The 25,957-nt window shown below is 42.9% G+C and carries 32 protein-coding genes; 26 read left to right on the top strand and 6 right to left on the bottom strand.

What is annotated here, in order from left to right; all coding sequences use genetic code 11:
* The first annotated feature begins 204 nt into the window (after nt 1–204).
* Nucleotides 205–510: a DUF1462 family protein gene (locus PFZ69_RS04840; protein WP_270179881.1), complete on the top strand. Its 306-nt coding sequence runs from the start codon at nt 205–207 to the stop codon at nt 508–510.
* A 37-nt stretch (nt 511–547) separates the two neighbouring features.
* Here the strand turns inward: PFZ69_RS04840 and PFZ69_RS04835 are convergent, their stop codons facing one another.
* Complete coding sequence (locus PFZ69_RS04835; RefSeq protein WP_270179880.1) at nt 548–1,612, bottom strand: NAD(P)/FAD-dependent oxidoreductase; 1,065 nt, start codon at nt 1,610–1,612, stop codon at nt 548–550.
* A 221-nt stretch (nt 1,613–1,833) separates the two neighbouring features.
* On the opposite strand from PFZ69_RS04835, the gene PFZ69_RS04830 reads away from it, so the two are divergent.
* The 17 genes from PFZ69_RS04830 to PFZ69_RS04750 all read left to right on the top strand — a co-directional run bounded on the left by PFZ69_RS04830 (nt 1,834) and on the right by PFZ69_RS04750 (nt 16,149).
* The gene (locus PFZ69_RS04830; RefSeq protein ID WP_270179879.1) at nt 1,834–2,052 is read left to right on the top strand and encodes a DUF1450 domain-containing protein; all 219 of its coding nucleotides are present in this window, start codon (nt 1,834–1,836) and stop codon (nt 2,050–2,052) included.
* A 234-nt stretch (nt 2,053–2,286) separates the two neighbouring features.
* A complete protein-coding gene (locus PFZ69_RS04825) occupies nt 2,287–3,510 on the top strand; it encodes a NupC/NupG family nucleoside CNT transporter (protein ID WP_270179878.1) in 1,224 nt (407 codons plus the stop codon).
* Nucleotides 3,511–3,619: 109 nt separating this feature from the next.
* A complete protein-coding gene (locus tag PFZ69_RS04820) occupies nt 3,620–3,859 on the top strand; it encodes a hypothetical protein (RefSeq protein ID WP_270179877.1) in 240 nt (79 codons plus the stop codon).
* A gap of 21 nt (nt 3,860–3,880) precedes the next feature.
* Nucleotides 3,881–4,738: a diaminopimelate epimerase gene (gene dapF / locus PFZ69_RS04815; RefSeq protein ID WP_270179876.1), complete on the top strand. Its 858-nt coding sequence runs from the start codon at nt 3,881–3,883 to the stop codon at nt 4,736–4,738.
* A gap of 78 nt (nt 4,739–4,816) precedes the next feature.
* The gene (locus PFZ69_RS04810; RefSeq protein WP_270179875.1) at nt 4,817–5,014 is read left to right on the top strand and encodes an aspartyl-phosphate phosphatase Spo0E family protein; all 198 of its coding nucleotides are present in this window, start codon (nt 4,817–4,819) and stop codon (nt 5,012–5,014) included.
* 73 nt (nt 5,015–5,087) lie between these two features.
* The gene (locus PFZ69_RS04805) at nt 5,088–5,444 is read left to right on the top strand and encodes a HesB/IscA family protein (RefSeq protein WP_270179874.1); all 357 of its coding nucleotides are present in this window, start codon (nt 5,088–5,090) and stop codon (nt 5,442–5,444) included.
* Between the two features lie 152 nt (nt 5,445–5,596).
* Complete coding sequence (locus tag PFZ69_RS04800; RefSeq protein ID WP_270179873.1) at nt 5,597–5,893, top strand: hypothetical protein; 297 nt, start codon at nt 5,597–5,599, stop codon at nt 5,891–5,893.
* A gap of 17 nt (nt 5,894–5,910) precedes the next feature.
* Nucleotides 5,911–6,669 carry a hypothetical protein gene (locus tag PFZ69_RS04795; protein WP_270179872.1) on the top strand — a complete coding sequence of 253 codons (759 nt, stop codon included), beginning with the start codon at nt 5,911–5,913 and terminating at the stop codon, nt 6,667–6,669.
* Nucleotides 6,670–6,791: 122 nt separating this feature from the next.
* A complete protein-coding gene (locus PFZ69_RS04790) occupies nt 6,792–7,550 on the top strand; it encodes a sugar phosphate isomerase/epimerase family protein (RefSeq protein ID WP_270179871.1) in 759 nt (252 codons plus the stop codon).
* Between the two features lie 128 nt (nt 7,551–7,678).
* Nucleotides 7,679–8,668, top strand: coding sequence for a LacI family DNA-binding transcriptional regulator (locus PFZ69_RS04785; RefSeq protein WP_270179870.1), 990 nt, complete (start codon nt 7,679–7,681; stop codon nt 8,666–8,668).
* 73 nt (nt 8,669–8,741) lie between these two features.
* Nucleotides 8,742–10,052 carry an ABC transporter substrate-binding protein gene (locus PFZ69_RS04780; RefSeq protein ID WP_270179869.1) on the top strand — a complete coding sequence of 437 codons (1,311 nt, stop codon included), beginning with the start codon at nt 8,742–8,744 and terminating at the stop codon, nt 10,050–10,052.
* Between the two features lie 66 nt (nt 10,053–10,118).
* Nucleotides 10,119–11,462, top strand: a complete 1,344-nt coding sequence (locus PFZ69_RS04775) for a carbohydrate ABC transporter permease (protein ID WP_270179868.1) — start codon at nt 10,119–10,121, stop codon at nt 11,460–11,462.
* A 30-nt stretch (nt 11,463–11,492) separates the two neighbouring features.
* Nucleotides 11,493–12,320: a carbohydrate ABC transporter permease gene (locus PFZ69_RS04770; RefSeq protein WP_270179867.1), complete on the top strand. Its 828-nt coding sequence runs from the start codon at nt 11,493–11,495 to the stop codon at nt 12,318–12,320.
* Between the two features lie 19 nt (nt 12,321–12,339).
* A complete protein-coding gene (locus PFZ69_RS04765; protein WP_270179866.1) occupies nt 12,340–13,059 on the top strand; it encodes a ThuA domain-containing protein in 720 nt (239 codons plus the stop codon).
* A gap of 24 nt (nt 13,060–13,083) precedes the next feature.
* Nucleotides 13,084–14,112 carry a Gfo/Idh/MocA family protein gene (locus PFZ69_RS04760; RefSeq protein WP_270179865.1) on the top strand — a complete coding sequence of 343 codons (1,029 nt, stop codon included), beginning with the start codon at nt 13,084–13,086 and terminating at the stop codon, nt 14,110–14,112.
* Between the two features lie 4 nt (nt 14,113–14,116).
* On the top strand, nt 14,117–15,154 hold the full coding sequence (locus tag PFZ69_RS04755; protein WP_270179864.1) for a Gfo/Idh/MocA family protein: 1,038 nt from the start codon (nt 14,117–14,119) through the stop codon (nt 15,152–15,154).
* Nucleotides 15,155–15,180: 26 nt separating this feature from the next.
* Complete coding sequence (locus tag PFZ69_RS04750; RefSeq protein WP_270179863.1) at nt 15,181–16,149, top strand: sugar phosphate isomerase/epimerase family protein; 969 nt, start codon at nt 15,181–15,183, stop codon at nt 16,147–16,149.
* A gap of 52 nt (nt 16,150–16,201) precedes the next feature.
* Here the strand turns inward: PFZ69_RS04750 and PFZ69_RS04745 are convergent, their stop codons facing one another.
* A complete protein-coding gene (locus PFZ69_RS04745; protein WP_270179862.1) occupies nt 16,202–17,023 on the bottom strand; it encodes an SDR family oxidoreductase in 822 nt (273 codons plus the stop codon).
* Between the two features lie 703 nt (nt 17,024–17,726).
* Between PFZ69_RS04745 and PFZ69_RS04740 the strand changes: the two genes are divergently transcribed.
* Complete coding sequence (locus PFZ69_RS04740) at nt 17,727–17,924, top strand: hypothetical protein (RefSeq protein ID WP_270179861.1); 198 nt, start codon at nt 17,727–17,729, stop codon at nt 17,922–17,924.
* A 50-nt stretch (nt 17,925–17,974) separates the two neighbouring features.
* Here PFZ69_RS04740 and PFZ69_RS04735 read toward each other — a convergent pair whose 3' ends face one another.
* On the bottom strand, nt 17,975–18,103 hold the full coding sequence (locus PFZ69_RS04735) for a hypothetical protein (RefSeq protein WP_270179860.1): 129 nt from the start codon (nt 18,101–18,103) through the stop codon (nt 17,975–17,977).
* Between the two features lie 13 nt (nt 18,104–18,116).
* Entirely contained in the window at nt 18,117–19,124 is a 1,008-nt protein-coding gene (locus PFZ69_RS04730) for an NAD(P)/FAD-dependent oxidoreductase (protein WP_270179859.1), read from the bottom strand.
* Between the two features lie 370 nt (nt 19,125–19,494).
* Here PFZ69_RS04730 and PFZ69_RS04725 point away from each other — a divergent pair, with 370 nt between their 5' ends.
* The 5 genes from PFZ69_RS04725 (at nt 19,495) to PFZ69_RS04705 (ending at nt 22,739) form a co-directional block, all read left to right on the top strand.
* Entirely contained in the window at nt 19,495–20,697 is a 1,203-nt protein-coding gene (locus PFZ69_RS04725) for an NAD(P)/FAD-dependent oxidoreductase (protein ID WP_270179858.1), read from the top strand.
* 170 nt (nt 20,698–20,867) lie between these two features.
* Nucleotides 20,868–21,338 (top strand): NUDIX domain-containing protein, encoded by a 471-nt coding sequence (locus tag PFZ69_RS04720; protein WP_270179857.1) that lies wholly within the window; start codon nt 20,868–20,870, stop codon nt 21,336–21,338.
* A 140-nt stretch (nt 21,339–21,478) separates the two neighbouring features.
* A complete protein-coding gene (locus tag PFZ69_RS04715; protein WP_270179856.1) occupies nt 21,479–21,619 on the top strand; it encodes a YuiA family protein in 141 nt (46 codons plus the stop codon).
* A 95-nt stretch (nt 21,620–21,714) separates the two neighbouring features.
* On the top strand, nt 21,715–22,032 hold the full coding sequence (locus tag PFZ69_RS04710; protein ID WP_270179855.1) for a YuiB family protein: 318 nt from the start codon (nt 21,715–21,717) through the stop codon (nt 22,030–22,032).
* Between the two features lie 101 nt (nt 22,033–22,133).
* The gene (locus PFZ69_RS04705) at nt 22,134–22,739 is read left to right on the top strand and encodes a 3D domain-containing protein (RefSeq protein ID WP_442865094.1); all 606 of its coding nucleotides are present in this window, start codon (nt 22,134–22,136) and stop codon (nt 22,737–22,739) included.
* Between the two features lie 37 nt (nt 22,740–22,776).
* On the opposite strand, the gene PFZ69_RS04700 is transcribed toward PFZ69_RS04705, so the two are convergent.
* Both PFZ69_RS04700 and PFZ69_RS04695 read right to left on the bottom strand, forming a co-directional pair.
* Entirely contained in the window at nt 22,777–23,577 is an 801-nt protein-coding gene (locus PFZ69_RS04700; protein ID WP_270179854.1) for a cobalamin-binding protein, read from the bottom strand.
* A gap of 9 nt (nt 23,578–23,586) precedes the next feature.
* Nucleotides 23,587–24,072: a divergent PAP2 family protein gene (locus PFZ69_RS04695; RefSeq protein ID WP_270179853.1), complete on the bottom strand. Its 486-nt coding sequence runs from the start codon at nt 24,070–24,072 to the stop codon at nt 23,587–23,589.
* 85 nt (nt 24,073–24,157) lie between these two features.
* Between PFZ69_RS04695 and PFZ69_RS04690 the strand changes: the two genes are divergently transcribed.
* Together PFZ69_RS04690 and PFZ69_RS04685 are read left to right on the top strand one after the other, a co-directional pair.
* Nucleotides 24,158–24,535: a DUF309 domain-containing protein gene (locus tag PFZ69_RS04690; RefSeq protein WP_270179852.1), complete on the top strand. Its 378-nt coding sequence runs from the start codon at nt 24,158–24,160 to the stop codon at nt 24,533–24,535.
* An 81-nt stretch (nt 24,536–24,616) separates the two neighbouring features.
* The gene (locus PFZ69_RS04685; RefSeq protein WP_270179851.1) at nt 24,617–25,936 is read left to right on the top strand and encodes a Na+/H+ antiporter family protein; all 1,320 of its coding nucleotides are present in this window, start codon (nt 24,617–24,619) and stop codon (nt 25,934–25,936) included.
* Nucleotides 25,937–25,957 lie beyond the last annotated feature (21 nt).

Below are 25,957 nucleotides of genomic sequence, written 5' to 3'. Positions count from 1 at the left end.
ACTCCCTTCATACTTTCATTATACTAATGATTAGCGAAAAAATCTATGTGCTATCGCGGAATGATAATTATTATCACTATAAATTTATCATGCAAATAGACGACAAGCAATAACTAATTAAAAAAAGGCGAATGCTTCTTTTCGTTCTATAGAGATTGAGGTACAATAAAAGCAACAGATGGTATAGAAAGGGCGTTTTGCATCATGGAAGAAGTGCTAGTGTATGGAGCAGGTGAACGTTGTGCAAGCTGTGTCAACCTCCCATCTTCAGAAGAAACGGCGGATTGGTTACAAGCCGCGTTATCCCGTAAATACCCGGAACGAGATATTTTAGTACGCTATATCGATATATTCGGTGAACTTGAGGGCGCAGAAGCTGCTTTTGCATCAAAAGTGATCGAAGAAGATCTTTTCTATCCTGTGGTCGTTTACCAACATCAAATTGTTTCAGAAGGTAACCCTCGTTTAAAAGATCTATATGCAGTACTTGATAAGCGTGCGACAGCGTAAAGTAAAAAGGTCAGTGGGGAATCCCACTGACCTTTTTTTATCCATTATGATTTTTGTACATCCATAAAATACCTGATTTAAGAAGGCGAGGTACTCTTCCTGTTAAAGGTCTGTTTGCCATGACCCCAAAACCATGCTTGCTCCCAAGTGAACCGAGAGTTCCTTTAACTTTGATCGCTGGTAAAGAAGGCAATGATTCTTGCTTCCATTCTTTCTGAAGGACGAGGGCGATTTGTTCCGCTTGCTCTTCAGCTAGTTGAGCACTTGGAGAGAATGGAAGACTCGCGCAGTCTCCTACAACGAATGCGTTTGTATGACCTGGTATTTTGTGATGTGAATCGAGGGCGATGCGGCCCTGAGCGTCTTTCTCTACATCAAGATCACGAACTAATTTGTTCGGCTGAATTCCAGCAGTCCACACGATTGCATCACAGTGGACTGGGTCTCCGTGATTATAAAGGGTATTCGGTTCGACCTGTGTAATGTTCGATTCACTTACGACGGTAACATCTCTTTCTTCAAACCACGATTGTACATAGTTTCCAAGACGATCAGGAAATGCGGAAAGTATCGTTTTCCCACGGTCAAACAGTTTGATTTCGAGATCAGGGCGGCTTTCATGCAGTTCACTAGCAAGTTCAACGCCACTTAGTCCCCCGCCTACGATCCCAACGACAGATCTCGCACCAAGGTTATTCAAGACCTCGTACGCTCTTCGAGAAGCATCGATCGTTTGAATACTCATCGTATGTTCTTTCGCACCTGGTACATTGTGGTACTTATCTTCACATCCTAAACCGATTACAAGAGAATCGTACGGTAACGGTTCATCGTCTTTTAGCGAAACAACATTTTCTTCTAGATCGATCCCTGTAACTTCCCCATACTTGACTTCAAGGTTTGGGTGCTTCGGAAATTGAACGCGAATATGATGATCACTTGCTGTCCCAGCAGCAAGCGCGTAGTATTCTGTTTTTAAACTATGGTATGGATTACGGTCTACTAGCGTTATCGTTACATCTTTCGGTACATCTTGAGCAAATAATTTTTGGAGTATACGCATGCCGCCATATCCTCCACCTAAAAGCACTAGCCTTTTCATTAGAAATTTCCCCTTTATAAGACATATTCAATAACGCTGCATCCAAATTAGTAATTTTAAGTAATAAAATGATAAGGAAATGAAGGAAGTAAGATGATACACGCGTTATAATGTTAGATAGAGTTTGTTTTTCGATCTGCTTCGACAGTTAAAAGTATAGCGAAACTGCCACTTTTCTACAATATGAATTCTGAAAACGATTGTAAGGGGGATATTTACGTTTGCATACGATCGAGTTTTGCAAAGGGAACTTAAGAAACAATAAGAAAGTTTGGAAAGCGCTAGAAAGTTATGGAAATGTTGAGCTTGTAGACTACGGGTGTCTTGGGTATTGTGGGAACTGCTTTGAAGAATCTTTTGCTATTGTAGACGGGGTTTTGGTGAGTTCAACGGATGCAGATCAACTTTTGGATAAAATACTTTCTGCTCTAGAATTATAAAAATAAATCCTTTTCATAAAAACGATATGTGTTATAATGACAAAGGTCAAAAGAAGTCTGATAGAGAGAGAACAGGCTTTTTCTTTTGCGGCTTTTGCGAAAAATGTCGAATTTTTCAAAAAACGTTTGTAAGCGCTGTATCCAAACTTTTGATTTATATATGCTTTCTTATAGGAATGAATTGGGTACGCTAAGCTTATGACTGGTACGAATATTAATTAAGGGGTGTAAGACATGCAAATATTATGGGGTTTAGGCGGTATGGCTGTTCTATTCGCTATCGCGTTAATCTTTTCAACGAATCGTAAAGCGATTAACCTACGCACTGTGTTCGGTGCACTTGCGATTCAAATAGCATTCGCATTTGTAGTTCTTAAGTGGGAAGCTGGTAAAGCTGGTCTGAAATGGCTATCGCTTCGTGTACAAGATATTATTAACTATGCGAATGATGGAATCACGTTCCTATTCGGTGGTTTGATTGGTAATGAGCAAGTTGGATTTATTTTTGCTTTCCAAGTACTAACGATCATTATCTTCTTCTCTTCTTTGATTTCAGTTCTTTACTATCTTGGAATCATGCAGTGGATTATTCGTCTACTAGGTGGAGCGATTTCTTGGGCACTTGGTACGAGTAAAGCAGAGTCACTATCTGCTACAGCGAATATTTTCGTTGGACAAACAGAAGCACCGTTGGTTGTAAAACCATATTTAGATAAAATGACAAAGTCAGAGCTATTCGCTGTTATGACTGGTGGTCTTGCATCAGTAGCCGGCTCTGTGCTTATCGGGTACTCACTACTAGGTGTACCATTGGAATACTTACTTGCAGCAAGCTTCATGGCAGCGCCTGCAGGTCTATTGATGGCAAAGCTAATCATGCCTGAAACGGAAAAATCAGAAACAGCTGATAAGATCAAGATGGAAAGAAACGAAGATCATGTAAACGTTATCGATGCAGCTGCACATGGTGCATCAGACGGTCTAAAGCTTGCGCTTAACGTTGGTGCGATGCTACTTTCTTTCATCGCTTTGATCGCACTTCTTAACGGACTTATCGGTGGAATCGGTGGCTGGTTCGGAGCTGGTGACATTACGATCGAACAAATTCTAGGGTACGTATTCTCTCCTCTAGCGTTCGTAATCGGTGTACCTTGGCAAGATGCTGTACAGGCTGGTAACTACATTGGACAAAAACTTATTCTTAACGAATTCGTAGCATTCTCTTCTTTCGGACCAGAAATTGGTACCGGAAGCCTTTCAGATAAGTCAGTTGCAATCATCAGTTTCGCACTATGTGGATTCGCAAACTTCTCATCTCTAGCGATCTTGCTAGGCGGACTTGGTGGACTTGCTCCTAAACGTCGTCCGGAAATTGCTAAATTCGGTATGCGTGCGATCCTTGCAGGTACGCTTGCAAACCTTCTTAACGCAGCGATCGCTGGTATGCTTATCTTTTAATTTGAAGCCTCTTTTATAGAGGCTTTTTTTCTTTTAGTGCGGGATGATTGTATTTTGCAGTTTTTGTTGTATACTTGTTTCAATAACTGACATGGGGAGGCGAGCACGCATGACGAGCTTTAACCATACACTGCCATATGACAGGATGATGGGCGACGTTTATGTGAATGAATGCCCTTTTTGTCATAGTGAAAATGTATTGACTCCTATGACCGAAAGAGACTTTGAACAGGGATTACAAGAGATTAAAACTCGATTGGTTATGCCTTGCTGCAATGGTAAGGTTCATATTGTAAAAATAGATGATGACTATTTTTGGACAACTCAAGCTGTTCGAAAAAGCAATTAAGATATAGAAAGAGTGAAATCATTGCCTGAAATTACGTATACAAAAATGCACGGATTAGGAAACAACTACATTTACATTGATCTGTTTAAACAACACTTAGACGAAGAGCGGCTGTCGCAGTATGCGATCGATGTGTCAGACGTTCATACTGGCATCGGTTCAGACGGCATGATCTTGATCTGTCCTTCAAAAAAAGCGGATGTTAAGATGAGAATCTTTAACAAAGACGGGTCAGAAGGAAAAAACTGTGGAAATGGACTGCGTTGCTTAGCAAAGTACGCATACGAGCATCACATCGTTAAAGACACATCATTTAAAATTGAAACGCTAGGTGGCATTGTTCAAGCTGTTGTGCATGAAAAAAATGGAGAAGTAGAGTCTGTCACGATCAACATGGGGATTCCTAAATGGACGAAAGGGAGCCTTCCGATGGTAGGAAATCCAGAAGATGAAGTGATCGAGGAAACTGTTCACTATGACGGCACACCTTTTACCATGACAGGCGTTTCGATGGGCAACCCACACATGGTGATGTTTGTAGACACTATTCATGAAGCTCCTTTAACCACAGCTGGGCCATATTTCACAAATCATGAGCTATTTCCTGAAAGCATCAACGTCGAGTTCGTTGAAGTGATTTCAAAATCTGAATTTCACTTTCGCGTATGGGAAAGAGGATCTGGCATCACTCAAGCTTGTGGAACAGGAGCTTGTGCAGCTGTTGTAGCCGGTGTGTTGAATGGACATACCGAAAAAGGGACGCCTGTCACGGTTCATTTAGCCGGCGGAGACCTCGAGATCACATGGAAAGAAGATGACCATGTGATGATGACAGGACCAGCGACGACGATTGCTACGGGAACGTATTATGCCTCTTAACAAATTTAAGTATGTTTGTTAATAAAAGGATATTCATGTAGAATGGAAGGAGGTACTTATAGAGAGGGGACGCAGGCATTGGACGGTATTGAAATCCAGCAATACAATGACGAAATTGAATCTCTACGAACGAAAATGATGCAAACCGCAGTAGCAATGGGCTTGAACCATCCAAAAGTTCTAGAGTACAGTCAAAAGCTTGATGAAAAGCATAATCTAATATTGCAGATAAAATATAAACAGCGTTCTGAAGAAATGAGTGTATCTGCCCGATAAGGTCGGATTGTTGAGCTAAAAGACTAAGCGCGGTATACTAGAAGTAGCATTATGGTGAAATGGAGGGATACGTATGATCCATTTATCTGAAGCTGCAGCAGCACAGGTAAAAGAAATGATGAAGCAAGAAGAAGGTGACACCCTTTACCTGCGCGTCGGTGTGAAAGGTGGAGGCTGTACTGGCCTAAGCTATGGAATGGGCTTCGACACAGAAATGAACGACGATGATCAAGCGCTCGAACCACAACATGGCGTCACGATTATTATGGATAACGAAAGCGCACCGATCTTAAACGGTGTGCAGATCGACTATAAACAAAACATGATGGGCGGCGGGTTCACAATCGAAAACCCGAATGCGATCGCATCATGCGGCTGCGGTTCTTCGTTTAAAACAGCGACGAACGCTGGTACGCCGGAGAATTGTTAACACGATATCTAAAGTCTTCGCAATTAAGTTTGCGGAGGCTTTTTTTATTGAGCTGAAAAATCCCTAAGGTTGTCTAGTGACTAGTCCAAGCAATTCGAATTTTTAAGAGTAAGATGGAGTGATAACACTTTTAGGGGTAAAGGAGGGTCAAGATGGACTGTGGGTGTAACTCAAAATCGAAAGACAAGAAAGGCAAGTGCGACGGATGTGTATGTTCAATCCTAAGAGACTGTACGGATAACGAGCACGACCTATGCAAAAAAGGGACTCAGTTTTTCACGATATTATTTGGTGATCCTACATTGAATATCGGTGGACTCATGTTTAAAAATCTTGATGAGAAAACATGCTGTGCAACGTTTGTGGATATGGATGGAAATGTTTATATCTTTGATTGCCGAAAGCTTCATGGAATTAGCAGTATGAGAGTTCAGCTAAATGGTGAATAAAGGAGAGGAGGATAACGATGGATCATAAGAAAAAGCACACTTCTTGCGATTGTGAAGGTTGTGTGTGTAGTGTTTTACGCAAATTAAGTAAAAAGGATTGTCTATTTGACGACAAGGAAGAGCAGCTTTTTACGCTAGTAAAAAAGAATGGATTGAAAGTAGCAAACTTAAGGTTTATTAAACTCGATCCAAAAACATGCTGTGCGAAGTTCAAATCGTTTACAGGTCAGACGATACAAGTATGGGATTGTCGAAAGCTTGCAGGAATCATCAAGCAAAACGTACCGCCAATTCCTCCTCAACCGCCTGTTGAGTGCATGTGCAGAGGAACCATTACAGCTGGCCAATCAGGTACGCCAGAAACGTTCGCGAATAACAGAGTGGACTTTCTTGTACCTTCTGATACACGAAGAAATGTGAACGGAAGAATCAGTATTTGCCCAAGCTGTTCGATCGATCAGAGCGTTTTTCAATTCCGTGTTCCTCCTAGTGGAGGGTCAATGTTTGGTTTTAACTTTGAAGCAGATATCTTCACAAGTGTAGTTTGCGCGATGGAAAATTCGATTCTTACAGTATGTGGCGTAGGAACGGCTACACCAATGGGGCCGAATGGGTTAGATGGCGTATTTACCTACGAGGTTATCTTAACTGAGGGTGCAGAAGGAACGATCAAAATCACACTGTATGATGAAAACAGTAATATCGTGTTTGAAACAGCACCTTTCACACCGTCCGTTGGTGGAGGAAAGGCAGTAACGATTGAAGATTGTCCTTAATTGGACCTTGAATTCCATCCTTCCATGATAAATGGAAGGACTTTTTTATTTTAAAAGAGGATATAAAGACCACATCTCGAATGATGGACACGAGAGAAATTTATCTTTTAAGGAGGTTTATAATGTTAAATGAAATTGGCATTGGCGTGCAGCTTTACACGCTAAGAAATGAATGTGAAAAAGATTTCTTCAAGACTCTCGAACGGGTAGCTGGAATCGGCTACGAAGGTGTTGAACTCGCTGGACTATACGGAAAACGACCGGAAGAAGTAAAGGAAAAGCTGGATGAGCTTGGTTTAGATGTGGTCGGTCACCATGTTCCGTTCGAACGCATCGAACAGGATCTTGAACAGGTGATTTATGAGCAAATGAAGCTCGGAAATACGCGAATCGTTTGTCCATGGCTCCCTTCTGAAATGAGAAATGAAGAGAGCTATCAACACGTTGTTGACGTATTAAAAGAAGCGGCAGGAAAATGTGCCGAGCATGGTATGTCGATCTCCTACCATCATCATGATTTTGAACTTGAGAAAGACATGAAGAACTCACCACTCGCCATGATTCTAGATAGCGATAGCACGATTCAAGCAGAGTTCGATATTTACTGGCTGCAAAGAGCAGGGCACGATCCGATCGAATGGTTACAAACATACAAGGGACGAACGCCGGTCGTTCATCTGAAGGATCGTTCGGATGACGCGAATGAAGACACGGTTATTTTAGGAACGGGAAATATTGAGATTGAAAAGGTTCTTGAAGTGGGTCCAGCTAGCGGCGTACAGTGGTGGGTCGTCGAACAGGACGAGTGTCAGTTAGATCCGATCGAAAGTGTGTCTCGAAGCTACCGTTATTTAAGAAAAGTTGAAATAAAGAGTGAATAATCGTGAAAATTTTCTAAAAATAGTCTTGAAGGAGTAAAAAAGATGGGGTACAATGAATGCAATCGATTCCATGTAATCGATTACAAAAAACGGGGGGAGGCTATTGAGCTTTCTGGGGAGGTTAATTGATGGCTACAATTTCAGATGTCGCCAAACAAACTGGACTTTCGAGTGCGACAGTATCTCGCGTCATAAATAACTATCCTCACGTATCGGAAGAGAAGCGAAGGCTTGTACATGAAGCGATGCAAGAATTAGGTTATTTTCCTAATACCTCAGCAAGAAACTTAAGGAATAGGAAGACGAATCTAGTAGCTGTACTGATACCGAGACTAACGAATCCATTTTTCACAACGATCCTTGATGGGATCGAAAAGGTTGCAGAGGAAAAAGGATTTCAACTGCTCATTTGCCAAACACAGTCTAGCAAGAAGAAGGAATTGGACTTTCTTACGTTATTAAAGACAAAGCAGGTAGATGGGGTAATCTTCACTTCGATCGAAAATGATTGGAGTAAGATCGAACCATACACTGAATCTGGTCCAATCATTCTATGTAATGAGTATCACCGGGATGCAACCGTTCCGATCGTTCGTCTTGATCAAGCCTATGGAAGTTATTTAGGCACTCGTCATCTGATTGAGAGAGGTTATAAGAAAATTGCATTTTGCCACGGTTCTAAAAGCGGTCTTTCAAATGATCGCCGTAAAGGATTTGAGCGTGCCATTGCAGAAGCTGCACTTCCACTCAACCAAGAATGGGTATTCCATGATACATATACAATGGAAGATGGCAAAAAGGTGCTAAAAAAAATCATAAACCTAAAGAATCGTCCAACAGCGATCTTTACAGGTGGAGATGAAGTTGCTTCAGGAGTTTTGAAAGAAGCAAAGCGCCACGGACTTAAGGTCCCAGAAGAACTTGCAATTTTAGGGTTTGATGATCAGCCTATCGCTAGTTTGATAGAACCTGAGCTCACAACGATCCATCAACCAGGAGAAGAGATTGGTTCACGAACGATGTCTGTATTTATCGACTGTTTGAATGGTGTGATCGAACGTACGCAACAATCGGTGATTGAACTACCGATCTCACTTGTCAAAAGAAAGACAACTTAAGACACACTTTTTTGAAATCGATTACAATTATTTTTGAAAACGATTTCAACAATTAAAAGGAGGAATTTCTATCATGCGTTTTTTGAAGAACAGTAAGCTGTTGATCATTGTAATGGCCTTTATTCTTGTGTTATCCGCTTGTGGATCTAATTCTACTTCAAGCAACAGTAACTCTAATTCAAATGATGAAGAAGCGAAGACAGATGAAGAACAAGTAACGATCGTCTATGCACGAGGTAAGGATGCGACGGGTGCAACCGATGTTATGGTTGAAGAATTCATGAAGCAAAATCCTAACATTAAAGTCGAGTTCCGTGAAATGCCAACAGACACAGGTGCACAGCACGATGCATATGTAACGATGCTTAACGCTGAATCATCTGAAATCGATGTGTTCGATATCGATGTTATCTGGCCTGCTGAATTTGCTCAAGCTGGATACGTACTACCTCTTGACCGTTTCATTCAAAAAGACGGAATCAACATGGAAGATTATAACCAAGGACCAGTGTCAGCTGCTACGTTTAACGGGAAGCAGTGGGCGATGCCTAAATTTATCGATGCTGGTATGCTTTTCTATCGTTCTGACCTAGCTTCTGAAGCGCCAAAAACGTGGGATGACCTTATGGCACAAGCATCTGAGCTAAAAGGCCAAGATGGAACACAGTTTGGTTACTTAATGCAAGCGAAGCAATATGAAGGACTTGTTACAAACGCAGTTGAGTTTGTTGCATCTTACGGTGGAGAGTTCATCGATGAGAATGGTGAAGTAGCGATCAACTCACCTGAAGCGATTAAAGGTCTAAGCAAGATGGTTGAAATTGCAAATGCTGATTTCGTTCCAGATAACATCACAACGTTTACAGAGCCAGAATCTCATACTGCTTTTATCGAAGGACAAGCACCATTTATCCGTAACTGGCCTTACCAATATTCACTAGCTAACGATGAAGAGCAATCTAAAATCGTTGGAAACGTAGAAGTAGCACCACTTCCAGAAGGCGATGCTGGTTCAGCAGCTGCACTTGGCGGCTGGATGGCTGCGATCAATAACTACTCTGAGCACCCTCAAGAAGCTTGGGAGTTCTTAAAGTTCATGACTGGTCCAGAAGGACAGAAGATCGATGCGATCGAAGGTTCTCATGCTCCAACACTTCCAGCATTATTTGAAGACGAAGAAATTATTGAAGCTAACCCATTCTTTGGTGAAGAAGGATTCCAGAACGCACTTGAAGGTGCAGTGTCTCGTCCGGTAGCTCCAAACTATCCTGAAATCTCTGAAATCATCCAGATCAACGTATCGAAAGCGATCTCTGGTGAATTAACTCCAGAAGAAGCTGCAGCTGCGATGGAGAAAGAGATGAAAGAAAAGCTAGTCAAGTAAATCTAAATGAACATTAGCCTTCATATGTGTGAAGGCTAATGTCTTTCATAAGGGAGGAGCGGCGGCATGCCACAAACGGATATTGATCCTCATAAGCCTATTAAAGTTGATAAGAAGACGAAAAAGAAGAAAAGTGATGCAAAAGTAGGCTATTTACTTGTCGCGCCTGCATTGCTTTTAATTCTAGCAATCTCGATTTGGCCAGTTATTCAATCCTTTTATTTTAGCTTATTTGACCTCAGGTTGAACGATCCGACGAAATCTTCCGTTCACCTGGATTACCAGCTCGATATGGACCGCTATTTACAGAACTACCCGTTCTTAATCGGGGCGATCGATTCAGAAATCAATAAAGGCAATGCAGCAGGTGATCTTGGTGAAATCAAAGCGACGCTTGAAGAATTGGATGGTCGTATCCAAGAGAAGCCAAAAGCTGCTGAAAACTATGATTTAATCAACGAGAAGCTCGATAACTTTGAAAACATTCCGGAAGATATGAAGTATGTTGAAATCGAAGAAGGTGTTGCTGAAGACTTAGTAACTTCAGTGAAAGATATCAATTCGGAGTTAAAAGCGATCAATGGAGCAGGAGAGCTTGAGCAAGGCGATAAAATCGTAGGCCTCTCTTCTTCACTCAACGATATTGTCGTTGAACCGAACTTTATCGGCTTCAAACATTACAAAGATAATTTCAGTGACAGTCGAATGTGGAAAGCGCTTTGGAACACCGGTGTATTTACGTTCATTTCCGTCTTAGCTGAACTGATTCTTGGACTCGCAATCGCATTATTGATCAATAAAGCATTTATCGGTAGAGGACTTATCCGTGCGAGTATCTTGATCCCATGGGCAGTGCCAACCGCCGTAGCCGCTCTTATGTGGAAGTTCTTATATGATGGTCAGAATGGTATCGTTGCAAAGCTATTTGCTGACGTCGGCCTAGTAGAAAAGATGACTGTCCTTTTGACGACTGATACGGGCGCGATGTTCTCCGTTATCTTTGCAGATGTTTGGAAAACAACGCCGTACATGGCCCTACTTATTCTTGCTGGGCTCCAAACGATCCCATCTTCTCTTTACGAAGCGGCGTCGATCGATGGAGCGAACAAGTGGAAACAGTTCTTAACCGTAACGCTACCACTTTTGAAAACTAGCATTCTTGTAGCCCTTTTATTCCGTACACTTGATGCGTTCCGAGTGTTCGACTTGATCTACGTATTGACTGGTGGAGGTCCAGCAAACTCAACTGAAACGATATCGATTCTAGCTTACAAGGTGATGTTCTCACAAACCAACTTTGGTGAAGGTTCAGCACTTTCCGTTATCGTCTTCCTCTGTGTTGCGATCATTTCCGCTATCTTCATTAAATTACTTGGATCTGAATTAATCAAGGACGGTTCTGGAAAATAATGAGTGAAATCGAGAAGGAGGCCAAGTAAAATGAATAAGAAAGCGGGACCATTATTTTACGTTTTTCTAGTGTTATTTGTATTTGTCGTCATGTTTCCATTCTTATGGATGCTTGCGAGTTCGATTAAACCATTGTCAGAGCTATTCGGGGAAAAAGCCTTTTCTCCATTTACATCTAATCCGACTCTGCAAAACTATGTATCCGTTTTCGTAGACTATCCATTCATGCGCTATCTATGGAACAGTTTCGTTGTAGCGGGGATCACAACCGTGTATACCGTACTTGTGGCATCGTTCGCAGCATATGCGATCGCACGCTTAAACTTTCGCGGGAAGCCGATCATCCTCGGTGTTGTGCTATCCGTATCGATGTTCCCGCAGATTGCAACCATTTCACCGATCTATATTTTCTTGAAGAATCTAGGTCTTACGAATAGCTATCTTGGATTGATCATTCCATATACGACGATCACGCTCCCACTATCGATTTGGATTCTCGTAACCTTCTTTAGGAAGATTCCATTCGATCTAGAGGAAGCTGCTAGAATCGACGGCGCATCACTATGGCAGACCTATTGGAAGGTTATCATGCCTCTTGCAGTGCCTGGGATCTTCACGACAGCGATTCTAGTTTTTATCGCAGCATGGAACGAGTTCTTATTCGCCCTAACCATCAACACGGCGGATAAGTTTAAAACGGTACCAGTTGGAATCGCACTCTTCCAGGGACAATTTACGATTCCTTGGGGAGAAATCTCAGCTGCAACAGTTGTCGTTACTGTTCCACTCGTCATCATGGTACTTATTTTCCAGAGAAGAATCGTATCTGGTCTAACATCAGGATCTGTAAAAGAATAGAGAAAAGGAAGTGGAAGAGATGCTTAATGTAACAGTATGGAACGAAAATCGTCATGAGCAACAAAACGAGGAAGTAAGAAGCGTATATCCGCACGGGATTCACGGTGCGATCTCTGACTTTCTAAAAGGCGACCATCGCGTTCGGACTGCAACGCTCGATGAGCCGGAACATGGATTATCTGAAGAGGTTCTAAACGAAACAGACGTTTTACTCTGGTGGGGACATATCGCACATGAGGAAGTATCAGATGAAGTCGTTGAGCGAATTCACAATCGTGTGCTAGATGGGATGGGGTTAATCGTGCTCCACTCTGCACACTTCTCAAAAATATTTAAGAAGCTGATGGGCACAGGTTGTGATTTAAAGTGGCGTGAAGCAGATGAAAAAGAACGGATTTGGGTAGTCGATCCTTCTCATCCGATCGCTGAAGGGATCGGTGAGAAGATCGAGTTAGAGAAAGAAGAGATGTATGGAGAGCACTTTGATATTCCAGCACCTGACGAGCTTGTTTTTCTAAGCTGGTTCGAAGGCGGCGAAGTATTTAGAAGTGGCTGTACATATAAGCGTGGACAAGGGAAAATCTTTTACTTTAGACCAGGACATGAAACATATCCAACGTATTATAACGAGGAAATACAGCGCGTGATTCAAAATGCGGTGGCATGGGCAGCTCCTACGAAACGTTCGAAACCAGTCTATGGAAATGCAAAGCCGCTCGAAACCATTTCAGCAAAATAAGAGGGAGATCGAGGAGGAGAAACCATGAAAACATTAAAAATTGGTGTTATTGGGTGTGGAAGTATTGCGAAGCATCGTCATTTACCAGAATACGCAGCGAACAAGAACGTTCAGATCGTTGCGGTGTGTGACATCGTTAAATCTAGAGCTGATGAAATCGCTTCTCTATATGGTGCGACATCATACGAGAATGTTGAGGATGTTTTACAAATTGAAGAAATCGACGCAATCAGTGTTTGTACGCCAAACTACTTACATGCCCCGATTTCCATTGCTGCGCTAAAAGCAGGGAAGCATGTTCTTTGCGAAAAACCGATGGCGACATCGAAAGAAGATGCTGAGCTCATGATCGAGACGGCACGTGAACACGGAAAGCAGCTTATGATCGCTCATAACCAGCGATTCGTCCCGTCTCATTCAAAAGCGAAGGAGCTACTAGCAAGCGGTGAACTCGGAAAGGTGTATAGTTTCAGAACAGCATTTGGACATCCAGGACCTGAGGGATGGAGCGTTGACGGTAAGGAAAGCTGGTTCTTCGAAAAAGAAAAAGCATTTATTGGAGCAATGGGAGATCTAGGTGTTCATAAAACAGATCTTATTCGCTATGTGCTAGGCGAAGAAATCGTAGAGGTAGGCTCGTTCGTCGAAACGAGTGCAAAGGATTTTGCGACGGTCGATGATAACGCAGTTTGTATCTTAAAGTCTGAAAGCGGAATTGTCGGTACGCTTGCTGCGAGCTGGGCGTACACAGCGAGTGAAGATAATTCCACGATCATCTATGCAGAAAAGGCGATTCTTCGTTTAGAAGATGATCCAGTTAACTCACTCGTCGTTCAGTACCAAACAGGTGATGTTGTAAAATACGAGCTCGGCGGTATCCAGACGAACGAGAGTGGTGGACAAACAAGTTCACAGGTTATCGATCGCTTTGTTGATAGCATCGTTTCAGATAAGGAAAGCCCAGTAAGCGGAGATGAAGGGATGAAATCACTTCAAGTCGTACTAGCAGCACTCGAATCAAACGAAACAAAGAAAATCATTAACCTGAGGTGATCACGTGAGTAAATTACGAATGGGGATCATAGGATCTGGCGGAATTGCTCAAGGTCGCCATATTCCAGCATACCAACAACTCTCTGAACAAGTAGAGTTGTTTGGTGTGTATGATGTTAACACTGAAAGAGCAAAAGAAGTTTCACTTTTATTCAACATACCGAATGTCTATGAAGAAGTTGCTGAAATGCTGAAAGAAGTGGATGCGGTAACGATTTGTACACCGAATAAATTCCATGCGGACCTCGCGATACAAGCGCTGCAGGCAGGCGTACACGTATTATGTGAAAAGCCGATGGCGATGACCGTTGAAGAATGTGATCGAATGATCGAAGCGGAAAAAGCGTCAGGAAAAGTGCTTTCGATCGGTTATCACTATCGCTTTATGAAGGAGCCGCGCGCCGCTCGTCAAGTGATCGTCGAAAGAGAAATCGGTGATCCGATGGTAGCGAGAGTACAAGCCCTTCGCCGCCGAAAAGTACCTGGCTGGGGAGTGTTCACAAACAAGCAGCTTCAAGGTGGAGGAAGCTTGATCGACTACGGCTGTCACTTCCTTGATCTCAGCATGTGGCTAATGGGCAACCCGAAGCCAGTCGAGGTGACAGGCACCACGTACAACCGATTAAGTAAAACTCCTGAGCAAGTGAACCTGTGGGGCGGATTCGACCATGAAACGTTCAATGTTGATGATCACGTCACGGCTTATATCAAATTCGATAACAACATTTCTCTCTTGTTCGAAACGTCCTGGTCAGCGAACATTGCGGAGGATAAAGAGACCGTCAGCATTTCAGGAAGTGAGGGAGGACTCGATGTTTTTCCTTTCGAATTGAACAAAGCGAAGTACGGCATGCTTCTGAACAGTAGCAGCCAGTGGGTGCCAGGTGAGGACGATCCAGGCTTACCTCAAGCGGCAAACTTTGTGAATAGCTGTCTTGGATTAGAAGAACCGATCGTGAAAGCGGAAGAAGCAAGAGCCGTTTCACAAGTGATCGAAGCCATTTATGAAAGCTGTGAAACAGGGAGAAGCGTTCGTCTATAAATTATTTTAAAAATAGGAGTGAGACCATGAAACTCGGCGTATTTACTGTTCTTTTTTCTGATAAATCATTTGAAGAGATGCTTGATCACGCCAAAGCCTCTGGACTAAAAGCGGTTGAAATCGGCACGGGTGGTTATCCAGGCAATGCCCATTGTAACCTTGATGAACTGCTAGAGAGCGAAGAAAAGCGTGCTGCATACCTTGAAAAAGTAGAAGAGAGAGGGCTTGAAATCAGTGCGTTCAGCTGCCATGGAAACCCTATCTCTCCTGATAAGGCGTTCGCTGAGGAGTGTCATGAAACATTCGTCAAAACAGTGAAGCTCGCTTCATTGATGAATGTCCCAGTCGTTAACACATTCTCCGGTACACCGGGTGATCATGAAGACGCGAAGTTCCCCAATTGGCCAGTTACACCTTGGCCAGCGGAATATTCAGATGTATTGACATGGCAGTGGGAAGAGAAGCTCGTTCCATATTGGAAAGAGTGGGGTCAATTTGCGAAGGATCATAACGTTAAAATCGGATTAGAGCTACACGGTGGCTTTCTCGTCCACACCCCTTACACGATGCTGAAGCTTCGTGAGCTTACGTGTGACGCAGTCGGAGCAAACCTCGACCCAAGTCATATGTGGTGGCAGGGCATCGATCCTGTTGCAGCGATTAAAATCCTTGGTAAAGAAAATGCCATTCACCATTTCCATGCAAAAGATACTTACATCGACCAAGATAATGTAAACATGCATGGCTTAACGGACATGCAGCCTTATGGTGAAGTGAAGACCCGGGCATGGACGTTCCGATCTGTAGGATGTGGCCATAGCAACCGCGAGTGGTCGAACATGATGAGTGCACTTCGCACCTATGGATATGATCATGTTGTAAGTATCGAACATGAGGACCCGCTCATGTCGATCGAAGAAGGTTTCCAGCGCGCTGTGAGAAACTTGCAATCTGTTTTGATCGAAGAACAGCCGACTGAGATGTGGTGGGCTTAAGATACAGTATAAAACCCCCGATTCCATTGGTGATGAATCGGGGGTTTTATTGTTATTCGGTTCCTTCTTTCCATTCATTATCGATCAGCATCTTACCAGGCCACGTGTAGGCCATGATGCCACCATCAGCTGCGATGTCTTCTCCAGTAACGTAAGAGCTATCGTCAGAAGCCAGGAAGAGAGCTACCTTTGCCATTTCCTCAGGACGTCCCAATCTTCCCATAGGCGTTACCCATTTGTTAGCTTCTCTGAATTTCTGACCCATTTCTTCTTCCTTTGTTCCAGCTAATTTATCGATGAGCGGGGTTTCAATCGTACCAGGTGAGATTGAGTTGACTCGTATGCCCTCTCTCGCATAATCGATCGCCATTGCTTTTGTGAAGTTCGTAATGCCGCCTTTTGCCGCATTGTATCCAGAGCGATCGAGGTCAGCTGCTCGTCCTGACATAGAAGACGTATTGATGATCGATCCGCCTTTATCGAGCATGAGTGGAATTAAGTATTTACTTGTTAGGAACGTACCGCGTAAATCCACCGATATAATACGGTCGAACAATTCAGTTGGGTATTCGTGTACCTTGCCACCTTCCTGATCCACACCAGCGTTATTGAAGAGCACGTCGATCGCACCAAATTCTTCTTTCACTTTATTTGCAAAAGCTGAGACGCTATCTTCGTCAGAAACATCGACTTGATAGGTTCTGACTTGTGTCCCTTCGCTATTTATTTCTTTTGCCGTTTTTTCCATTTCTTCCGTATTCACATCTGCCAACAGGACTGTTGCCCCTTCTTTGGCAAAAAGCTCTACCGTTGCTTTCCCAATTCCAGTAGCGCCGCCTGTTACGACAGCGGTTTTATTTTCTAATCTCTTCATAATAGTTCCTCCCCATATAAACTTAATAGGCTCTTTCCCGTTGGTAGGGAGGTGTAATCATAAGATTGTGCTGGGGTGGTGGTATAGGGTGGGAAGGAGGAGGTGCGTTTTGGTTCGCTGATATAATTGCGGAATCGCTGATAAAAGTAGGGGTTTCGCTGATATAGTTGGATTTGCGCTGATAAAAGAGGGAATATCGCTGATAAAATTCAAATTGCGCTGATATATGGGGTGGGTGGTCTATTATTGCGAGTTGGTTTGGCTAATAAAATTGATTTTTGGACAATAAATTATGATTTTAGCTAATAAAAAGGAAAAGTGGACAATAAACAGTGAATCGTACCCCAGCAGTCACAGCAGAAAATTCTGTTTCGCGGATAAAATCTCATTTCCGCGGAAATATTTCATATTTCGCGGATATCCGGTCCAGTTTCGCGGATAAAATCTAAATTTCGCGGATATCCCATTAAAATCGCGGATATCACCCTCACTAAGGCCTTCAATCCAACCTGAAATCGCGTAAAACCCACTCGCTGCGCTTTCAATTACAAAAGCAACTCCTACAAAACTCTTCCAACCACGTTCAACGAACAAACAGCCACGACAAAAGGTAAATCCTGGGCACTATGTAAACTTTTACGCATATCTCCCTATCTCTCAGGATGATAAACTTAATGTATTATGTAATGAATTTGGGGGGATCATGTTGTTCTTGTTAAAGATACGTGAGGAGAATTCAGGTCATTTAGAAACACAAAGTATCGATATTCGCTATCGTGCAAATGTGGAGTTTAAGAGACGCACGTTAGATTATTCGAACCGACCTGGTCGTTATGAAATATCGTTACATCATGAGTCAGGTGAATCACTCTTATCAACAAAAGTAGGGCTTGGCTGGTAAAACATTATACATATTGAAACCCCGTGCCATCGCACGGGGTTTTCGTATGTTTAATGAGAAGAGTGGAAAAGGTGGTGTCGAACAGATTTCCAGTCTGGTTTAGGTGTATGTTTCAAGCTTTGGAACAAGGAGTAGCCGAGACCTGCGGCCATTACGATGATAAAGAGTAGTTTGACCATCAAGATGCCTCCTTTATTTTTTCTTATCGAACAAGCTCGTACTGTGCATCGGCTGTACTTTGGCATCCGGATCCATATACGATTTTGCGTTATTTACAGCTGTAGGTGCTTCGCCAAATCCAGAAGCGATAAGTTTTACCTTACCTTCGTATGTAGCGACGTCACCAGCGGCGTAAATTCCTGGGATGTTCGTTTCCATCTTAGAGTTTACAACGATGGAGTTCTTCTCGATATCGAGTCCCCATTCCTTAATAGGGCCAAGAGAAGAGATGAAACCATAGTTCACGATGACAGCATCAACGTCTTTTGTGATCGCTTCGTCTTCTTTAGCATGTTTCAGAACAACTTGATTGATACGCTCGCCATCACCGATAAATTCGCTGATGTTGTATGGCGTTTGAATGTTAACAGAAGAGTTCATCAACTGTTCGACACTATGCTCATGTGCTCTAAACTTGTCTCGACGGTGTATGAGCGTCACTTCTTCTGCAATCGGCTCGAGCATGTTCGCCCAGTCGACTGCTGAATCTCCGCCGCCTGCCACTAGCACTTTTTGGCCAGCAAATTTCGTTAAGTCGTTCACGAAGTAGTGAAGGTTTTTTCCTTCATATTGATCTGCGCCTTCAACCTTCAGGCGGCGAGGTTGGAACGCACCTACGCCTGCTGTAATGATAGCGGCACGCGTGTAGTGCTCTGCTCCAGTATTCGAGCGAAGGTAGAGTGTACCATCTTCCATCTGTTTCACTTCTTCAACAGATTCCTCAAGCACAACATCTGGATTGAATTGGTCAGCTTGTTCGATCAAGTTATCAACGAGATCTTGAGCCAACACTTTCGGAAAGCCAGCGACATCGTATATATATTTTTCAGGATAGAGAGCCGATAGCTGCCCTCCAAGCTGAGGCATACTTTCTATTATCTTAACGTCTAGCTGACGCATTCCACCGTAAAAGGCAGTGAATAGTCCAACTGGACCGCCACCAATTATGGTAATATCATAAACCTTTTGTTGGTCAGTCATTGTCAGTCCCCCTCATAAATTAATGAACCTTTCATTATTATAATCGTAATAAAAACGGAACTAAACCCCAATCATGAAAACACACCTAGAAGTTTTATTATAAGGGTTGAAAAACAAAATAAAAAAGAATATGATTAAAATTGAGCGTCAGAATTGAAGTATTTATGACAATATGCGTGCTAGAATAGCATTTTTTTCGATCTAGAACGTGAAATCTTTAACAATCTCTCTGATTCTTTTCTATTAAAATTTGAACATTGAGGGATAATATCCATAATCATAACGTTTATTGACGTTTCACGAATGGTCAGAACAGGAATCCAATCTGTAATGTCCAAAAAATTTCGGTAAAAAGGTGGATGTGATACAAGTGAGTAGGCCAAAAATCGCAATCCTAGGTGCAGGTTACGGTGGAATGATGACAGCGGTTCGCCTTCAAAAGGAAATGGGAACCAATGAAGTGGAAGTTACGCTTGTAAACAAGCATGACTATCACTACCAAACAACATGGCTTCATGAACCAGCAGCGGGAACAATGCATCATGACAAAACACGTATCATGATCGAAGATGTGATCGATACAAACAAAATCAAATTTGTACAAGACACTGTTGTAGAAGTTAAGCCAGATGAGAAGCGCGTTATTCTCGAAAACGGCGAGCTTGAATACGACTACCTCGTCCTTTCTCTTGGATTTGAACCAGCAACATTCGGTATCAAAGGCTTGAAAGAAAATGCGTTTAGCATCCGTAGCGTTAACTCCGTTCGTAAGATCCGTGAGCACATCGAATATCAATTCGCTAGCTACAACAATGAACCTGAACGTCGTGACGACCTTCTAACGATCATCGTCGGCGGAGCTGGATTTACTGGAATCGAATTCGTTGGTGAACTAGCAGAGCGCGTTCCTGAACTTTGTAAAGAGTTCGATATCGACCGCGATCGTGTAAGAATCATTAACGTTGAAGCTTCTCCAACAGTACTTCCTGGCTTCGATGAAGAACTAGTAGAATACGCCATGAACCTTCTTGAGCGTAAAGGCGTTGAGTTCCGTACGAACACAATGATCAAAGAAGTGATGGAAGACGGCGTTATTCTTGGTGAAGATGAAGAAGTGAAAGCAGCAACTGTCGTATGGACAGGTGGTGTTCAAGGTAACTCCATCGTAGCGGATTCTGGTTTCGAAACAAACCGTGGCCGTGTACCTGTTCGTAAAGATCAGCGTACGCCAGACTACGATAACGTATTTGTTGTTGGTGACTGTGCACTTATTATCAACGAAGAAATCGACCGCCCATTCCCACCAACTGCTCAGATTGCGATTCAAGCTGCTGGTGCAGTATCCAAGAACATCCTTAACCTTGTAAGAGGGAAAGAAACAGAAGGATTTGTACCTGATATCAAAGGTACAGTTGCTTCTCTTGGTAAAGGCGAAGCGATCGGTAAAGTTGGTAACAAGAAGCTATACGGTTCAACGGCTTCCGCTATGAAAAAGGTAATCGATAACCGTTACCTATTCATGCTTGGCGGACCAGGGCTTGTATGGAAAAAAGGTAAACTTAAGTTATTCTAAAAAATGAATGAGCTAAGAGGGCAAAGACGCGATGTCTTTGCCTTCTTTTTTAAGCGTACATAAGGAAAAGCAAAGGCTTAGATTTAAGCCTTGCTTTTCTATAATAAGGATAGGGGCTATAGTAAAGCTTATGAACGCACTGTTGAGAATATACCGGGGGGAATGATTGCTTGACTAAGAGAGGAAACGTCTGGTTAGGTGCCGCGGGCATCGTTGAAGAGAATGGAAAATATTTAGTTGTGAAAAAGAAATATGGTGGTCTAAAAGGAAAGTGGTCGTTTCCAGCTGGGTTTGTTGATGAAGGCGAGACGGTCGATGAAGCGGCGATTCGCGAAATTCATGAAGAAACCGGGATCGTGGCTGAACCGGTTAGGATTGCAGGAATCAGGACTGGCGTCATCAAAAACGCAATAAGCGACAACTTAGTCGTGTTTTATATGAAAAAATCTGGAGGAGACTTGAAAGCAGAAGAGGGAGAGATCGAAAAAGCGTGCTTTCTTACGAAAGATGAGCTTCTTCGAGACCCAGATACATCTTCAATGATTCCATATTTCTTAGGCGACAAGGACGAATTCAAAACTGAAATGAACCCAGGAAATCAGTTTGGCTACACCACTTATAAGTTATTTCATAATCCGTAAAAACTGTTAGATTACAGACGGAATATTCTGATAATAAAGGTTGTATTCGCTTACATGGACGTATTTGGTCATATTTGAGGTTTTTCTTTTTCAATCATTCTTGTTATATTATCAGAAAATTAAGAAAAGGAGTGGTTGATTTGAGAAGACAGCAAAGAAAAGTAAAGGCAACAGATTGTCCTTACTGCCAGGGGAAGGGGTATTTTCAACTACTTCTTGGAGGATCGGAAACGTGCGATAACTGTGGAGGTAGTGGAGCAAAGCAAAATCCAACAAACTAAGCGCCAATCGCGCTTAGTTTTTTTGTTCACGCTGTGTTCATTGACTAAAAGGGCGCAATCCAGTAAACTAACATTGATTAAATGGAGGTGAAAGGATGGCAATTCCACAGCTAATCATCTCGATGCTGCTCTTTATCGTATTGTTTTTTGGAATCGGATTCTTGCTCAATATGCTGTTGCGTTCAACGTGGATCATGGCAGTCGCATATCCGATTATCGTAATCATGATCGTTGATAATGTTCCGTTTTTTAATTATTTTTCTCAACCAGGCACCTCATTGCGAGCGCTTGGATCTGACTTGATATCTTTAGGGAGTGCAGATACAGTTATATTACTTTCTGGCTTAGTTGGAGCGATTTTTGCGGGTATCGCAATTCGTATGCTTCGTGTCAGAGGATATCAAATGTTCTAGAAAAGCTTCGCCAGCCACTGGCAGAAGCTTTTTTTCGTGTGGGTTTCTGAATAGCTTTGCTTTTCTCTGGACATGAATAGACCATGAGAGGAGTGAAGCAAGTGCGAGTTTTGATCGTGATGACAAAGGGCTTGTTTTTCACAAGTCTAGTTTTAGCAGCCCTTATTTCAACATATTTACTACTTTCCGGGGTACCGTTGAACGATTTGACCAACTGGTTCTTTCCGGATCAAAAAGTACTTACAACAGAAGAAAAGCCGCAAACGCTTGATAATTCACAAGATTGGTCACAGTTTCCTGTTCATACCGTAACAGCAACTGGATATACAGCAGGTGTAGAATCTACCGGAAAGAAACCAGATCATCCTGCATACGGGATTACGTATTCTGGTGTTAAAGTGACGAGAGATCTCTACTCCACGATCGCAGCAGACCCAGATACATTTCCAATCGGAACGATCTTGTTCATACCAGGCTATGGATATGGTGTTGTGGCAGATACGGGAAGTGCGATAACAGGAAACCGAATCGACCTTTATTACGATACCGTTCAGGATGTATACGATGAGTGGGGCAAGAAGACGATCGAAGTGTATGTTATCAAAAAAGGGGACGGTTCACTAACAGAAGAAGTGCTGCAGTCTTTGAATGAAGATGAATCGATGCAGGTATTCAGACAACAGTTATTGAATAAAACAAGTGATTAAAAACGACGGAGATCATGATCTCCGTCGTTTGTGCTATCTATGAAAGGAATGGGTCTTTTCCGTCGTAAGCAGGATAGTGATCAGGATGTAGAATGGAGGCAAGTTTTACTAACCCTGTAAGTAACCGTGGTGATGGCCGACAATAAAGCCACTCTTCAAGGATGTGGATCGGCGTTTCACCGAGCTCATCCCAACCTTCCCGCTTTTTGACTACGACTGGGTTGACCTTCTTCTGGTGTACGCCTACCCAGGCGAGACAGATGTGGTCTGGCTTCCGACGAAGTACATCTTCCCAATCCGTTTGTACGGATGCGAGCTCTACGTCTCTGAAAATGTTTCTTGCACCAGCTAGTTCGCTGATTTCAGTCAGCCAGTTGGTTTTCCCAGGCGTGAAGATCGGTTTTGGCCACCATTCCCAGTAGATTTCTGGCTTATGTTCGATCGAGGCACTGATTTCTTTATATTCTTCGATCATGTGCTGTATGCGATCTGTCAATGCAACTGCCTCTTCTCGTTTATTCGTTAATTCTCCGAGCGTTACGAGATCGTTGCATATATCGTCTAACGAGTTGGGGTTCAGGACAGTGTAATTCAAGTTTAACGCTTCGAGCGCTTCAATATTTTTCTCCATTCCCGGTACGCTTAAGGAAGCGAGAATGAGATCTGGCTCTAACGCTTGAACTTTTTCCATATCGATCGAAAGGTCAGGACCAAGCCTAGGAAGTTCTTGAATCGATTCTGGCCAATCCGAGAAGTCATCAACACCAACAAGTTGAGAAGTTAAGTCAAGGTACGCACAGAGTTCTGTATTGCTTGGGCATATTGAAACGATTCGCATAGGTCCTCCTTATGAGCCGATTTTGAATAAGAAATAAAGAATGATTGTTGCGACGATACCTAGAAGTCCGCCGACCAATACTTCGATCGGTTTATGACCAAGAAGCTCTTTCAGTTCTTCTACTTTCTCGCCCTCTTGTTTCTGAGGCCAGCTTTTGGCTTCTTCAATGAATTTGTTGAAATCGAGTACGAGCTGATTGAGCACGATCGCTTGCTCTCCGGTTTGTCTTCTAACACCAGTCGAGTCGAACATCACGATGATACTAAACATCGCAGCGACGGCAAACACTGGAGAATCAAGTCCGGTTTCAAATGCTACACCTGTAGCGAGAGCTGTTGTTGCCGCCGAGTGAGAGCTTGGCATGCCTCCCGTTGAATTCATCAACGACCAATCGATTTGTTTTGTTGCAATAAAATAGATCGGTACTTTTAAGAACTGAGCGAAAAAAACACCGAATAGTGCTGCCCAAAGTGGGAAATTAAATAAGATCTCCATTGGTGAAACATCTTCCTTTCTCATCTTACGTATGATTTACCCGAAGTCATTTCAACTCAATCACATGTAAGGGGGTGACCTCAAGGTGAAGTACCCGTATCCCCAAGAGTTTTATGATTTTCTTGTGGCGTTCAATGAACAAGAGTTTTATGTATGTCACGATCTCTTAGAAGAAATCTGGTTAACAGATCGATCGAACACGTTCGTGAAAGGCTTATTGCACCTATCAGTAGCTCATTACCACGATAGCTATGGAAATAGTAAAGGAACAAGGTTGATGATGCAATCTGCTAAGGATTACCTTACTCCCTATATGCCTTTCCATTGGGACATCGATGTTTGTAACATCATCGCTCACATTGAAAATTGTCAGTCTATTATACCACATTCCGAGGCACGCTCAGTTGAAAAAGTTGATCAACAATCCTTGTTGCCCTACTTACTTATCGAGCAAGTAAATTGAGTTTGACACACATCCTCTTTCGTGTTAACTTATTAGTGATTTACCAAACTAAAGTAAAAGTTATGAAAGGTTGTTACATCAATGAACGCTGTTATTATAGCCGTACTCATCATGCTAGGGCTTAGCCTTTTTCGTATACATGTTGTTGTCGCTCTCGTTATCGGTGCAATCGTAGGTGGCCTGTTAGGCGGTATGTCACTCGATGACACGGTTGCCGCATTCACCTCTGGACTCGGGGGAGGAGCAACAGTTGCCTTGAGCTATGCATTACTAGGGAGCTTTGCAGTAGGATTATCGAGAACGGGATTACCGGAACTCATGGTTGAGAAGGCTTTGAAAGTCGTCAACCGACAAGGTGGAGATCGAAGGAAGGGACTTGCAAAAGTACTTATCTTGTTCATTATCTTATTGATTTCTTGTTTCTCTCAAAACCTTGTACCCGTGCATATTGCATTTATTCCAATTTTAATTCCACCGATTTTACAGGTGCTGAATGAACTAGGCGTTGACCGAAGAGCTGTAGCCTCTGTTCTTACGTTCGGGTTGACTGCGCCTTATATTTTACTACCAGCTGGATTCGGGAAGATCTTCCACGGAATCCTACAGTCTAATATGGCTGATAGTGGCATGGACATCGAACTCTCTTCTATTCCAACCGCTATGCTGCTACCGACTGCTGGGCTTGTAGTGGGACTATTCATCGCTGTGTTTATTACGTATCGCAAGTCTAGAACGTATAAGCAGCTATCGATCTCGCAAGAACCACAGAAGAAACGTACGTATTCAAAACGCTCCATTACGTTCGCTCTACTCTCGGTTGTTGTCACACTAGCAGTTCAACTTCCGACTGAGTCGATGATCCTCGGTGCGCTCGCAGGTATCATCGTCTTATATGTGACAGGAAGCATCCGTTTGAACGAATCAGAAGAAGTGTTAACAGACGGAATGAAGATGATGGCATTCATCGGATTTGTGATGCTAGCTGCGAATGGATTTGCTGAAGTACTAAGACAAACAGGCGAAGTGGACCAGCTCGTCACGCAGGTGTCTGGCGTTATCGGTGATAACAAAGCTCTTGCTGCGCTATTGATGCTGATCGTCGGATTGTTCATCACGATGGGAATCGGCTCATCATTCTCAACGATTCCAATCATCGCTGCGATCTATGTGCCGCTCGCCATGGAACTAGGATTCAGTCCGATGGCAACCATCGCACTCGTAGGAACAGCAGCAGCGCTAGGAGACGCTGGATCGCCAGCATCAGATAGTACGCTCGGACCAACATCCGGACTAAATGCGGATGGTCAGCACAATCACATCTGGGACACGGTCGTTCCAACGTTTCTACACTACAATATTCCGCTTATCCTATTCGGATGGATTGCGGTCATGATCTTTTAATGTTTAAACACAGGGGAGGAA

It is taken from the genome of Alkalihalobacillus sp. CinArs1 (assembly GCF_947387515.1).
Taxonomy (GTDB): Bacteria; Bacillota; Bacilli; order Bacillales; family Guptibacillaceae; genus Guptibacillus.
The sequence above is the reverse complement of the archived record's forward strand: the minus strand, read 5'-3'. Positions and strand labels throughout refer to the sequence as shown.